At 68.0% G+C, this 13,171-nt stretch carries 9 protein-coding genes; 6 read left to right on the plus strand and 3 right to left on the minus strand.

Annotated elements, in window-relative coordinates:
• Positions 1 to 11: 11 nt before the first annotated feature.
• From AB0L57_RS01390 to AB0L57_RS01400, 3 genes are all read left to right on the plus strand, one after another.
• Entirely contained in the window at positions 12 to 1,931 is a 1,920-nt protein-coding gene (locus AB0L57_RS01390; protein ID WP_364955246.1) for an FAD/NAD(P)-binding protein, read from the plus strand.
• Between the two features lie 7 nt (positions 1,932 to 1,938).
• Entirely contained in the window at positions 1,939 to 2,319 is a 381-nt protein-coding gene (locus tag AB0L57_RS01395) for a VOC family protein (protein WP_364955249.1), read from the plus strand.
• Positions 2,320 to 2,623: 304 nt separating this feature from the next.
• Positions 2,624 to 5,524, plus strand: a complete 2,901-nt coding sequence (locus tag AB0L57_RS01400) for an AAA family ATPase (RefSeq protein ID WP_364955251.1) — start codon at positions 2,624 to 2,626, stop codon at positions 5,522 to 5,524.
• A 43-nt stretch (positions 5,525 to 5,567) separates the two neighbouring features.
• Here AB0L57_RS01400 and AB0L57_RS01405 read toward each other — a convergent pair whose 3' ends face one another.
• Entirely contained in the window at positions 5,568 to 7,031 is a 1,464-nt protein-coding gene (locus tag AB0L57_RS01405; RefSeq protein WP_364955254.1) for an MFS transporter, read from the minus strand.
• Between the two features lie 137 nt (positions 7,032 to 7,168).
• Between AB0L57_RS01405 and AB0L57_RS01410 the strand changes: the two genes are divergently transcribed.
• Both AB0L57_RS01410 and AB0L57_RS01415 read left to right on the plus strand, forming a co-directional pair.
• Positions 7,169 to 7,999 (plus strand): TetR family transcriptional regulator, encoded by an 831-nt coding sequence (locus AB0L57_RS01410; protein ID WP_364955257.1) that lies wholly within the window; start codon positions 7,169 to 7,171, stop codon positions 7,997 to 7,999.
• 400 nt (positions 8,000 to 8,399) lie between these two features.
• A complete protein-coding gene (locus AB0L57_RS01415; protein ID WP_364955260.1) occupies positions 8,400 to 9,611 on the plus strand; it encodes a cytochrome P450 in 1,212 nt (403 codons plus the stop codon).
• Here AB0L57_RS01415 and AB0L57_RS01420 read toward each other — a convergent pair.
• Entirely contained in the window at positions 9,598 to 11,100 is a 1,503-nt protein-coding gene (locus AB0L57_RS01420) for a CoA transferase (RefSeq protein ID WP_364955264.1), read from the minus strand. The two genes, AB0L57_RS01415 and AB0L57_RS01420, sit on opposite strands and share 14 nt — an antisense overlap.
• Before the next feature lie 99 nt (positions 11,101 to 11,199).
• Here AB0L57_RS01420 and AB0L57_RS01425 point away from each other — a divergent pair, with 99 nt between their 5' ends.
• Positions 11,200 to 12,228, plus strand: coding sequence for a LysR family transcriptional regulator (locus AB0L57_RS01425; protein ID WP_364957220.1), 1,029 nt, complete (start codon positions 11,200 to 11,202; stop codon positions 12,226 to 12,228).
• A gap of 512 nt (positions 12,229 to 12,740) precedes the next feature.
• Here AB0L57_RS01425 and AB0L57_RS01430 read toward each other — a convergent pair.
• Positions 12,741 to 13,091, minus strand: a complete 351-nt coding sequence (locus AB0L57_RS01430; protein ID WP_364955267.1) for a UBP-type zinc finger domain-containing protein — start codon at positions 13,089 to 13,091, stop codon at positions 12,741 to 12,743.
• Positions 13,092 to 13,171: the final 80 nt, after the last annotated feature.

Consider the following 13,171-nt stretch of genomic DNA (forward strand, 5'->3'; position numbering starts at 1 on the left):
CGGAGTCGTCCATGTATCAACCTGCTTCGCCGGCCGCCGTTGCCATCGTGGGCGCGGGGCCCAAGGGCGTCGGCGTCCTGGAGCGAATCTGCGCGAGCGCGCCCGAACTACTCGGCGAGCACCACCTCGTGATCCACCTGATCGATCCCTATCCACCCGGCCCCGGACGGGTCTGGCGCCACGATCAGTCGCCGCTGCTGCTGATGAACTCCAAGGCCGCCGACGTCACCATGTTCACCGACGACACCGTGCGGTGCGAAGGGCCGCCGATGCCGGGACCCACTCTCGCCGAATGGATTGCCCAGGTCCGCGACGGCACCCTGAGCCTCGACGTCGACCCCGATCTGCGCGAGGAGTTGCACCGCGCCACACCCGCGACCTTCCACACCCGCCGCATGCAGGGCGCCTACCTGTCGTGGTGCTATCGCCGGATCCTCGACACCCGTCCGGACTCGGTCGAGGTGCGGGTACACACCACCGAGGCGGTCGATCTCACCGAATCCGACGACGGGGACCAGCTCGTGTGGTTGCGCGACGAAACGCAGCCGCTGCGGGCCGACGTGGTCGTACTCACCGTCGGTCACCTCGACGGCGAGACCGACGAGGCCGGGTGGTCGCTGAGCGATTTCGCAGACCGCCACGGCCGCAAGTACTTTCCACCCGGCTACACCGCCGATACCGACCTGTCGCCGATCGAATCCGGCGAAGCGGTGCTGGTGCGCGGATTCGGATTGGCGTTCATCGATCTGCTGACCCTGCTGACCGAGGGCCGCGGCGGCCGGTACACCACCGCCGCCGACGGAGAACTCGTCTACCGCCGCTCCGGCGCCGAGCCGACCCTGTACATCGGTTCGCGCCGCGGCGTCCCGTACCGGCCCAAGCCCGGTTACGGATTGCTCGGTGCCGCAGCGGAACTGCCGCGGTTCTTCAGCCCGGACGAGATCGCCGGGTTGGCGGCCCGCCCCGGCCCGATCCGCTTCCGGCCGGATCTGTGGCCGTTGATCGCGAAGGAACTCGGCTGGGGCTACTACACCGAGTTGTTCACCGCCCATCCGCAACGCGTGCGTATGGAGTTCGCCGAATTCGCCGATCTCTATCGCGAACTCGATTGGGACAGTGTGGAATTACGAACACTGGTGGCCAAAGCCGTTCCCGCCGAAACAGATCGATTCGACCCGGTCGCACTCGACAGCCCTCTGGTGGAGGTGACCGCCGCCGACGCATCCGCACTGGCCACGCGGGTCCGCGAGCACATCGCGCAGGTGCTCGACCGCGGCGGGGACAGCGCGTTCAGCGCGGATCTCGGCGCGGTGAACGCGATGCTCTCGGTGTTCCGGCAACTGCCGGCCGCCGTCGCCACCGGAAAGCTGGACCCGGCTTCGCAACTGTTCGATGTGGACGGATGGTGGTTCGGCTTTTTCAGCTATATCGGCAGCGGCCCGCCCCGGGCGCGACTCGAGGAACTACTGGCGTTGGAACGGGCCGGGGTCGTCACATTCGTGGGACCCGAGATGTGGGTGGCGACCGATGAGAAGCGGGGGCTGTTCCTCGGCGGCAGTCGCAAGGCGCTCGGCACGGTGACGGCCACGACCCTCGTCGACGCCCGGCTGCCACCACCGGATGTCACCCGTACGACCAATCCGATCGTGCGCGCCCTGCACGATCGCGGCCGGCTGGGCGCGGAGCGACTCGTCGGTGAGACGACCGCCTACAGCACCGGCCGCATCCATACCTCCGGTATCGACGGACAGCTTTTCGACATCGATGGTGTCGTGCACCCGCGGCGCTTCGCCCTGGGGCCACATACCAGCCTGCGAATCGCGGGCGCCTTCAGCAGGCCGCGCACCAATGCGCTCGGCTTTCGCGAAAACGACAGTGTCGCAAGACAGGTGCTGCGGTTGGTCGGTGCGGACCGGCAGCCGCAACGATAGGAGATCCATGACCCACCGGACCCGCAAGACCTACGCCCGCGTTCTGACCAACGATCTGGACGGCACCGTCGAGGTGTTGCGCCAACTCGTCGGCCGAGCGCCCGATTTCCAGGTCACCTTCGGCCGCTTCGATATCGCGCTCATCGGCGACTTCTGTGTGGTGGCCGGAATCGACGAGGCACTGGACCGCTACCGAGGCACGGTCGGGCCGGTGATCGTCGAGGATCTCGACGCCACGGTGACTCTGCTCGTGGGTTCCGGAGCCGAGGTGACGGTGCCGCCGTTCGACGGGCCGGCCGGTCGCGGGTTCCTGGTCCGGCATCCCGACGGCGTCGAATTCGAATACGTCCAGTTCCACTCGGAGCTGGACCGGCAGGTGTTCGGCTGAGATTTCGGCCGAGCCTTTTCCGCTCAGTGTGAATGGAATCGGAAAAACGGAAAAAACCCTGTATTCCGGATATCGACCGACCATGGCCCCCAACGGTATCCTGCACCCGGTCGAGCGGTCGGTTACGATAGCTGCACGGTAATGCTTCTATTCGGCCGACCGCAATTCACACTCAGTCGGACAGAACGGCACGGTACCGCTTTTCGAAATACCGTGCCCTTTTCGCCCGAACGGTACGAGGACTGCCCCGGAAGTCCCGTATCGTGGTGCTCCGGGGCAGAACGACGAGGTTCCTCGATCCCTGGTGCGTGGTCGCCAAGAGCGAGATGAGGGCGCCCCGTTGTTTGTCGAACGTCGATCACAGCTTGTAACTCTGGAGCGAATCTATCACCAATGTATTGCCGGGAAGGGGGGAACATCACTCATCGCCGGACCCGTCGGAAGCGGCAAGACGGAATTGCTCGAAATATTCGCCGAGCAGCTGTCCGACCAGGGGGCGACAATCCTGGAAGCGGTGGGTTCGCCACGCGAATGCGACCAGGCGTTCGGAATTCTTCAGCAACTGTTCGCGGGCCTGCGTGACCACGCGGAGCGCGCTCGGACCCGGCACTTGCTGTCCGACAGCGCATCCCACCTGACCGGGGTGGGTGATGACCGGGATGCGCAGTTCCTGCGCAATCACGCGAATCAGGAACTGTGGGCGATGGTGCGGCGATTGTCGATGCGGGCGCCGGTCGCCATCATCGTCGACGATCTCCAGTACGCGGATCTGGCCTCACTGCAGTCGCTGCTCTATTTCAGTGGCCGCCTACGGTCGGCTCGCGTCGTAATCATCTGCACCCGTACCGATCTCCCGTCGCCCGCCGGTGACGAGCGTGCGGTGCTGATCACCGAACTGCTGCGGCGGCCCCGATTTCATCTGTTGCGCACCGGCCCGCTGACCGTCGACGGTGTCCGGGAGATGCTGGCCGAGCGGATCGGCGTGCCGGTGGGGCCGGGGCTGGCGGAGTCCTGGCACCGTGTCACGGGCGGGAGCCCGTTTCTGTTGCGAGCGCTGGCCGAGGACAACGGTTCGGCTGGTCTGGCTCTGGCGCAACGGCTTTCCGAACCGGTCGCCGGTGACGAGTTCGCCAAGGCCGCCCTGGCCTGCGCGTATCGTGGCGACCGCCGGCTCTTGGACGCGGCGCGTTGTCTGGCTGTGCTGGCCGAATCCGGGTCGTTCGTCCTGCTGCCGCGATTGATCGGCGAGGTCGAGGCCATCGCGGCGGCGATCGTGCTGGCGCTCACCGAGGCCGGCATTCTGGACGGCGAACGATACCGGCATCCGGCGGCACGAGCCGCAGTACTCGGCGAGTTCGGCACTGCCGATTGCGCCGAATTGCATCGCCGGGTAGCCGATCTGCTCTACGCCGACGACCGCCGTCCGGATCGGATCGCGGTCCATCTGGTCGCGGCCGGCTCGGTGCGCGAGCCGTGGGCGCTCGAGATTCTGCTGGCCTCGGCGCGGGAGGCGTTGCAGCGCGACGATCCCGAGTTCGCCGCCAAGTGCCTGCGCACCGCGGAGCCCGCGGTGTCGACCGCGAAAGAGCAACTGGCACTGGCGATTCTGCGCATCCATGTCGAGTCACGGAGCAATCCGGACAACATCACCGAATCGGTGGTGACCGTGCTCGACGCGGTGCGCGCGGGCCGGGTGGCGGTCGATCAGATGATCGGGCTGCTGAATCCGTTGCTGTGGCAGGGGTGCGCGGGCGCGGCGACCGCGATACTCGAGCGCATCGAACAGGCGGACGCGGTACTGGACGATCGCTGCTCGGCCGATCTCACCTCGATCCGCGCCTGGATGCGCTCGACGCATCCGGGTCTGCTCACCGGTGCGGGTCTGCTCGGCGAACCGTCGGGCGGCGCGCGGGCGCGAATCGTGGCCAACCGGTCGGTGCGCGGCCCGGCGCTGCTGGCGGACGTACTCGAGATCGGCCCCACCGAACACACCGTCCCGACAGCCGAGTGGTTGTTGCAGACCACCCGGCTGTCGGGCGCGTCGCTGCCGTCGATCGTGTCCGCGCTGCTGGCTCTGGTGCATGCCGATCGCGTCGATCTCGCGGAGCGCTGGTGCGTATCGCTACTGCGCGAATCGGCCGCGCGGGGTGCCGTGACGTGGCAGGCGATGCTCACCACCACCCGCGCCGAGATCGCCATCCGCCGCGGCGATATGGTGGCGGCCCGGCGCGACGGGCTGGCGGCGCTGGAACTGATCCCCCGGCAGGCGTGGGGGGTCGCACTCGGCATCGTCGTCTCGCGAGTGCTGACCGCCGCGACCGCACTGGGCGATTGGCAGATCGCCGGTGATTGCCTGATTCAGCTGCCCGATGCCGTCTTCGACACCCGCTACGGCGTTCAGTTCCTCTACTCCCGTGGCCGGCGGCTGCTGGCGGGCGATCGGCTGCGGGCCGCACTGGACGATCTGTCGACCTGCGGCCGGCTGATGGGGGAATGGGGGATCGATCAGCCGACATTTCTTCCGTGGCGGGCCGATGCGGTGGCGGTGCTGCTGCGTCTGGGGCGTGAGCGCCAGGCCGCCGAGTTGGCCGCCGAACAACTCGACCGTACGAATCCGGGCCAGCCGCGGGCATACGGGATCGCGCTGCGTACCGTCGCCGCGACCGAACGCGATCCCGGTCCCCGTCGCGATATCCTGTTGCGCGCCATCGAATCTCTCGAGAACGCGCCGGACCGGATGGAGCTGGCGTACACGCTGGCCGACCTGAGCGAGGCGCAGGTGTTGCTCGGTGAGCCCCGTCGCGCCCGGCGGACCGCACAGCGCGCGACCCGGCTGGCCGAGGAGTTGTCGCTGGAGCCGTTGCTGCACCGCCTCGATATCGGCCGCAGGCCGGTCGAATCGGCGCAGCCGGTGCGGTCGGTCGGCCCGGCCGACGGTGACAGTGATGTGCTGAGCGCCGCCGAGCGGCGCGTGGTGATCCTCGCGGCCGGTGGTCGCACCAACCGGGAGATCGCCGCCGAGCTGTACATCACGGTCAGTACGGTCGAACAGCATCTGACGCGGGTCTACCGGAAGCTTCGCGTGAAGGGGCGCGGCGATCTGGCGGCCTATCTGCACGGCGGCGGATTCGCCCGGCGCAGTGTGGAAGTCGAGCTGCGGCCCGGCACCGGCGGGCCGGATCTCGGGCGGCGCGGCGCGGCCTGAAAGCACTCCCCTCCGGGGCCGGCCCCGGAGGGGAGGACCGGCGTCACGCGGCCGGTCGCTTCGGCTCCTTGATCACGACCAGACTGATCAGCAGTGCCACCGCCGCGAAGACGACGGCCGCGATCACCGCGGTGGACAATCCATGGGCCAATGCCTCGTGGATCGAGGCGCCGGTGTGTTCGCGCCCGGTGCGGGCGGACTGGTAGATGGTGGTCAGAATGCCCACCCCGAGGGACAGGCCGATCTGCTGGGTGGCCTGCAACAGTCCGGAAGCCGCGCCCATGTCGCGCGGCTCCAGGCCACCGAGCACGGTCATGTTCAAGGTGACGAATGCCAGGCTCAGGCCGGCGCCCAGCAGGATGAACGGCGCGAGGACTCCGGTGAAGTAGTTGCTGGTGGCAGTGGTGGTGGTGAGCCAGACCGCTTCCGCCAGCATCAGGATCACCCCGGCCACCAGAACCTGTTTGCGCCCGAACCGGGCGATCAGTTTCGGCGCCCACTTCGCCACCGCGAACTGCACGATCGCCATGGGCAGGAAGGCGAGTCCGGCCAGCAGCGGACCGAAGCCGAGCGCGTCCTGGATGTAGAGCGACAGCAGGATGTAGGTACCGGCCATGGTCGCCATCAGCAGGACGAAGGTCAGATAGGCTCCGGCCCGGATCCGGTTGCCGAGCAACCGCAACGGCATGATCGGCTGCTCGGCGTGGCGTTCGATGAATACGAAACCGGCCACCAGCACCACACCGGCGATGAACGGCAGCACGGTCCCGGGTGCGGTCCAGCCGTGGGTCACATTGGTCAGGGCGTAGACGATGCCGACCATGCCCAAGGTGGACACGATCGCTCCGAGAAGATCGAAAGTGCCACGGTGACGCTCGGTTTCGTCGAGATAGCGCCGGGCCAGCAGGATCGTTGCCAGGCCGATCGGCACGTTGATGAAGAACACCAGACGCCAGCTGAAGGTGGTGAGCACACCGCCGACGATCAACCCGAGTGTGATACCGAGCCCGGTGACCATCGAGAACACCCCCAATGCCCGGGTGCGTTGCGGGCCCTCGGCGAAGGTGGCCGCGATCATCGACAGGGCGGCCGGCCCGGCGAAGGCGAAGCCGACACCCTGCAGTGCCCGCGCGGCGATCAGCAGGATGCCGTTGGGCGCGATCCCACCCAGAATCGAGGCCACCACCAGCAGACCGAGGCCCCACGAGAACATGCGGCGCCTGCCGAGGATGTCGCTGGCCCGTCCGCCCAGCAGCAGCAGCCCGCCGTAGGCCAGGGAATAAGCGCTGAAGACCCAGGCCAGCGATTGCGCCGACATCCGCAGTCCGGATTGGATTTCGGGCAGGGCGATATTGACGACATTGCTGTCCACCGCGACCATGAGCTGACACGTCACGATGACGCCGAGCGCGATCGACAATCTGCGATTGCGAGTGCTGGTGGCAGGATCCGCCGGCGCGTCCGCGCCGGGAGTTCGGGTGTCGGGCTGGATATCTCGGCTGGTCATCGACAGTCCGTTCGAAGGATGGGGGAGGAAGGTAGCGGGAGTTACTGCGCGGCGCTGCACATCGCTCTACGCTTGTAGACTCGAATCAGCATAGGTCTCGAAATCCTTTTCGTCTACACGTGTTGAGTGAGGTTACGATGCCGGTTCAGGAAGTCGAGGCGGTTCCCGCCAGCCGGGCGCAGCGCCGTCGGCAAACCAGGCAGCTGATCCTGGAGGCCGCGCGCGAACTGTTCGCCGAGCGCGGCTATATCGAGACCACCATCCGGGCCATCGCGCAGCGAGCGGATGTCGACCCGGCGCTGGTGATGCAGCATTTCGGTACCAAGAGCGCGCTTTTCGCCGAGGTCGCGGGCATTCCGGAAACTCTCGACGACGCACTCGAGGGCCCGCCGGAGGAATTGGGCGAGCGGTTGCTCCGGCACGCCCTGGCCGATGTGGACCGCAAGGAGGACCGGACCATGCCGGTGCTGCGGTCGATGCTCACCCATCCCGAGGCCGCACATGCCGTGCGCTGCGCGATCATGAATCCGGAGACCAGTCCGTGGACCCGGGTGCTGGTCGGCCCCGATGCCGGCCGGCGATCCGCGCTGATCGGCACCTTGGTTCTGGGTGTACTGATTGCCCGCTACATGGTGCATCTACCCGGAGTGGCCGATGCGCCGGCCGAGCGCCTGGTCGAACTGGTCGGCCCATGCCTGCAACCGCTGGTGCTGGGTGAGGGGGATGCCGAACCCGCCCGCGCGGCTCCCGGTTCGGCCCTGGACGCGCTGGCCGAAGCGGACGCGGCGCGCCGCACGGCGGTGGCGCGGGTGGACGAATGCGCGCGCACGGCACTGGCGGCCGGCGCGTCCTATGGCGAGGTCGGTCGTGTCGTGGGCATCACCCGGCAGGCAGCCCGCAAGCGCTGGCCGCAGGCGGGGGACGTCGGGCACCCGAGCGGTGCCGAGAATTGCGAAGGTGCTGAATAGCACATACGGCACGCGACAATGAAAGTTGTCGCGTGAGGGCGCAGCACGGATCGCCCCACCGCGCTGGAGGAGAATGACAACCTGAGTTGTCGTCATGACGGTCGCGGTCGTCCATTGATGGTGCGCTCTCTCCGGGCGACGGGCCTCGGCCTTGCTCCGGGACGAGCCTACGGCCGCGGCGATGAGGAGCCTGCTCGGCGGCGAACGGCCCATACCCGCGAACCCCTAATCCGCCATGCCGCGCCCCACACCCTAGGGGACCATCCCCACCGGTATAGGGGTGCCGGTCCCCACCTTCCGTTCGTAGGCTTTCCGGTGCGCAAACATGCTCGCCCGCAATAGATCTCGTGCACGATCGCGGCGAGTCGCCGAAACGGCCGACCGTGAAGGAGCTATTCCCTTGACCAGTCTCGATACCATCGACGTCTTCGATCAGGAACGCTATCTGGACGGCCCCCCGTATGCGGATTTCGCGGTGCTGCGCCGGCAGGCACCGGTCTTTCATCACCGTGATCCCGAAGTGCCCGAGGGACATTGGGCGCTGACCCGGCACGCCGATATCGTTCAGGTGGCCCGGCATCCGGAACTGTTCTCCTCCGAGCGCAAGGGCTCGCAGCCGCAGGAGTTCGACGAGGTCGCCATCGATGTGCAGCGGCGCATGATGATTCATCAGGACCCGCCCCGGCACAGTCGCGTCCGAGGTCTGGTCAATCGCGGATTCACCCCGCGCGCGATCGATCGCCTGCGGCCCCGGATCGAGGAAGAATGTGCCGCGATCGTCGACAATGCGCTGGCCACCGGTGAATTCGATCTGGTGCCGACCCTGGCCGCCGAACTGCCGCTGATCGTGATCGCCGAACTGATGGGGATCCCGCGCTCGGACCGCCATCTGATCTTCGAATGGTCGCGCGCCATCGCCGGGCAGACCGATCACGAGCACGGTGGCGCCGAGGCGACCCGCGATGCGGTGGTCGGTATGTCCGGATATGCCGCCGAGCTCGGCGCCCAGCGCCGCCGATGCCCGCTGGACGACACGGTGACCAAGATGGTCAGCCCGGACGACAAAGGAAATCAGCTGACCGACGAGGAATTTCAGGCATTCTTCATCCTGATGACCGTCGCGGGCAACGAGACCACCCGCTACTCGATCGCCGGAGGTGTGGAGGCGTTCGCGCAATTCCCCGATCAATGGGCGCGGCTCAAGCAGGATCCGGAGCTGGCGCGCACCGCCGCCGAGGAGATCGTGCGCTGGGTCTCGCCGACCAAGGTGTTCCGGCGGACCGCACTCACCGACACCGAGGTGGGCGGGCAGACGATCCGCGCCGGGGACAAGGTGATGGCACATCTGGTGTCGGCCAATCGTGACGAAACCGTCTTCGCCGATCCGGAGACCTTCGATATCGGCCGCGATCCCAATCCCCACCTCGGATTCGGTGGCGGCGGACCACACTTCTGCATCGGCAAGCACCTGGCCGTGACCGAGATCGAAATCATGTTCCGGACCCTCGCCCGGAAGGTGAAACGCATCGAGATCACCGGTCCCACACCGCGATTGCGGTCGTACCAGTTCACCGGTATCACCGCCATGCCGGTGCGCATCATCGCTGCCTGACCAGCCATTGCGGCCGGGCGGCGCCACGCGGAATCAGGACCGTGCGGTACCGCCCGGGAGTGGCCGACATCGACACCTGGTCGGTGAGACCACGATAGCGGCCCAGCGGGGTATCCGCGGTGAACATCTCCGGTGCCCGGCAACCGTGCCGGTCACCGGTTCCGGCTACCTCGGCGGCATAGTCCCGGTCGAAGAACCCCATCCCGAGAATCCACAGCGCGACCCGGGTCAGGCTGACATGGACCCGGTAACTGCCGCCGTCCACCGCCCGCCGGGCCAGCGCCTCCACGATGCCCGCGGTGAGCAGCCACGCGACGATGTAGTCGTTGACCACCGTGATCGGTGACAATGCGGGACGGTCGGATGTGCCCTCCAGCAACATGGCGCCGGTCAGGCAGCCCGCCGACTGATCGAAGCCCACCCGGTCGGCCCACGGCCCGCGCTCACCGTTCAGCGAGATCGTGGCGTGGACGATGCCGGGCCGCACCTGGGCGGCCTGCTCGGCGGTCAGCCCGATCCGGCCCAGATATCCGGGCCGCCGATTGGCGAAGAAGATGTCGGCACCGGCGAGCAACGTCCGTACCAGCCCGGCGCCGTCGGCGTCGAACGGGTCGACGGTGCTCGAACGGATGCCGACATTCGCGGTCAGATAGGTGACGTCGTGCTCGAAATCGCCGGGCCGCCAGAGGTTCAGGACATCGGCGCCGTGCAGGGCCAGTGCCCGGCCGGTTCCGGCGCCGGCGATGACATGGCCCATCCCGAGCGCGCGCACGCCGTCGAGCGGCTGATCTCCGGTGGCGTGCAACGGTTCCGGTGGGCTGCCGGCGATCCGGGTGATCTCGATCAGCGGCAGATCGGCGAGCCCGTCCCGGAAGTGCGGTTCGGCCGTCATCTCCTCGAGGGTGCGCAACATCGGCAGGACCACACCGGCCTCGGCCCCCGCCTCCTCGAGATCGGTTGCCCGCCATCGCGCCACCGCGGCGGCGACCGCGTCCACGTCATCGGGCACACCGAGCAGCCGTTGCGCGGCGACCTTGATCGCCGGATACGGATTCAGCGGCATGACCCAGCGATCGTCGGCCGTGCGGTAGAACTCGAAACCGAATGCGGGCGAGGCATTGACCGGTGCGGCGGGAGAGTAGCCGTTGAGTCGCTCCCAGCGGCCGTGGAACGGGGCAAGCCGGTGCACCGCGGTGCGCAGGTCCACCGCGATGTCCTGGCCCGCCCCGCCGCGCATCCGCGAAAGTTTCGCCAGCGCGGCGGATTTGACGGCGAGCCCGATCGCCCCGGCCGCACCGAGCCGCAAGGTACTCGGCACGATCGGATCCGCCCCGACGAACTCGACGCTGCCGCCGGTATCGCCGGGGCTCATCCCGATGCCGGCGAGGACTCCGCCGAATTCGGCGTTCGGGTCGAAATCGTCGTCGGTGGCCGGGCTCGCCACCGCGTCGTGCAGCCGATCGGTCAGCGGAACATCCGTGGGCATCATGTCTCGACGGTAGGTCCGGCCGACGGCCGTGACCACGACCGATCCGGACAGGTGCATATGACCGCAACGGTCGCGTGACCGTAGGCTGGACGGGTGGAGATGCTGCACTTGCGCTACTTCATCGCCGTCGCCGAGGAGCTCAACTTCGCTCGCGCGGCGGCCCGTCTGCACCTGTCGCCGTCGCCGTTGAGCCGGCGAATCCGCGATCTCGAGCGCGAACTCGGCCGCGAGCTCTTCCTGCGCGGGCACCATCACATAGAGCTCACCGCCGCCGGAACGAGTCTGCTGCCCGCGGCCCGCGAGATCATGCGGCGGGTCGAGGCGGTCCCGGCACTCGTGCGCGAGTCCACCGGATCCTGTCCGCACACACTGACTCTCGGGATCGCACCCGAAGTGTCCGCCGCGGTGCGGACCGCGGTGCTGACGGCACTGTCCGCCCATCCCGATATCGCTGTCCGGCTGCATCCCGCCGAGGGGGAGCGCCTGCTGCGCGCACTGCACACGGGTGCGGTGGACCTGGCACTGGTCACCGAGCCGGTCGGCGGCCCGGGAGTCGGTCGCGCCGAACTGGAATGCCAGCCGATCGCAGTGGTGGTCGCGGCCGGTATGGGATTCGATGAGCGCACCTCCCTCCGGCTCGGCGACCTTGCCCATCTCCCTTATGTCCCCATGGGTTTCGGTGCCGGACCGACACCGCTGGCATCGGTGGAGGAAGTCCTCCGGCGAGCCGGGGCGCGCCGTTGCGCCGAGGCCGCGGCGCTGAGCCCGGACGGTGTCGCGCATGTGGTGGCCGGCGGCCAGGCCTTCACCATCGTCGGGCGCTGCACGGGCGCCCGGAAGGTCTTCGCCGGCGAGCGGGTACATGTCCTGCCCCTGGAGGGAATCGACGCCTCGATCACGACTGTCGCCGCCTGGCGAGAGGATCGGCTGCGCCCCGGCGGAGCGCTCGCCGACCCGGTCGCGACCCTGCGCGGGCTGTCCGCCGAGCGGATTCGCGCCGCACAGCAGTCGCGGGGGCAACTGGCTGCCATGGGGCAGCTTGTCGAGCCCGGCATCGACAGCAGCACCGAGCCGGCCGCCGGGGTTTTCGATCGCTCGGTTCCACCGGGGTTCTCGGAGGGGGCGTGATGCATCGCCGACGGGCGGCAGGGCTGTGGTCAGGCCTCCCGTGCGGCGACAACGATCGCGACCCGGGCGCGGTCCCATCGACCTTCGAACTGATCCCGAGGTCTTCGCCGAAGGCGAGTGTGAGCCGAAGCCGGGTTGTATGCTGCCGTTCGACACGAATAGCAGGGGGAGTTGCTGTGCGGAAATCGTCGTAGGCTGCGGCGTTGATCGGTGCCATGTTGCTTTCGGCCTGCGGTACCGGCGAGCAGGCTCCGGCCCCGACGACATCCGTGCCGATCGCCGGGCAGGTGAACGAGTCACCCGCGGGATCGGAGGGGTGCCCGCAGCCGGGCCGTACACCGCCACCTCGGTGCGGATACAGGAAAAGGAACCGGCGGCCCCGCAGACGACCGATGTCACGCTGCCACAAATCGCCGGCGGTGAGTCCGGTCCAGACACCGAGCTGCCAGGCTGGTCGCGCGCAGACTCAAGTCAGCTATCCCTGCATGAAATGCACTGTAGCAGTAAGTAATTCAGTTGACCTTGGTCTGCCAGTCCGCGGGGACACCACCCGCTGGTCCCGGAACCGGCTGTGTCTCCGGATGACTCGTCGGCGCCGCCAGCTCCGGCCCGCTACCCACCGCGCCGTCACGATAGTCGTAGAACCAGTCCTCACCCGGCTCGAAGCTCTGGATGATCGGATGGCCCGTGTTGCGGAAATGTGCGGTGGCGTGCTGGGCGGGGGAGGTGTCACAGCAGCCGACATGCCCGCACTGGGCGCAGCGGCGCAGGTGCACCCACCATCCGCCGGCCGCCAGGCATTCGACACAGCCGGTTCCGGTGGCGGGCACCTCGACATTGATCACGGGACCGGAATCGGTCATCACACACATCCTTTCCGTGGCGCGACCAGCGTCGCGGGGGAGGCCTCGCGGATTCGTTCCACAGCTCGAACGCTACCGCG

This window comes from Nocardia sp. NPDC052254 (genome assembly GCF_040679495.1).
Lineage (GTDB): Bacteria > Actinomycetota > Actinomycetes > Mycobacteriales > Mycobacteriaceae > Nocardia.

Coding starts and splice junctions, on each gene's coding strand:
- AB0L57_RS01425 (WP_364957220.1), top strand. CDS start 11,200: ATGCTGCACTTGCGCTACTTCATCGCCGTCGCCGAGGAGCTCAACTTC.
- AB0L57_RS01395 (WP_364955249.1), top strand. CDS start 1,939: ATGACCCACCGGACCCGCAAGACCTACGCCCGCGTTCTGACCAACGAT.
- AB0L57_RS01390 (WP_364955246.1), top strand. CDS start 12: ATGTATCAACCTGCTTCGCCGGCCGCCGTTGCCATCGTGGGCGCGGGG.
- AB0L57_RS01420 (WP_364955264.1), bottom strand. CDS start 11,100: ATGATGCCCACGGATGTTCCGCTGACCGATCGGCTGCACGACGCGGTG.
- AB0L57_RS01410 (WP_364955257.1), top strand. CDS start 7,169: ATGCCGGTTCAGGAAGTCGAGGCGGTTCCCGCCAGCCGGGCGCAGCGC.
- AB0L57_RS01430 (WP_364955267.1), bottom strand. CDS start 13,091: ATGACCGATTCCGGTCCCGTGATCAATGTCGAGGTGCCCGCCACCGGA.
- AB0L57_RS01405 (WP_364955254.1), bottom strand. CDS start 7,031: ATGACCAGCCGAGATATCCAGCCCGACACCCGAACTCCCGGCGCGGAC.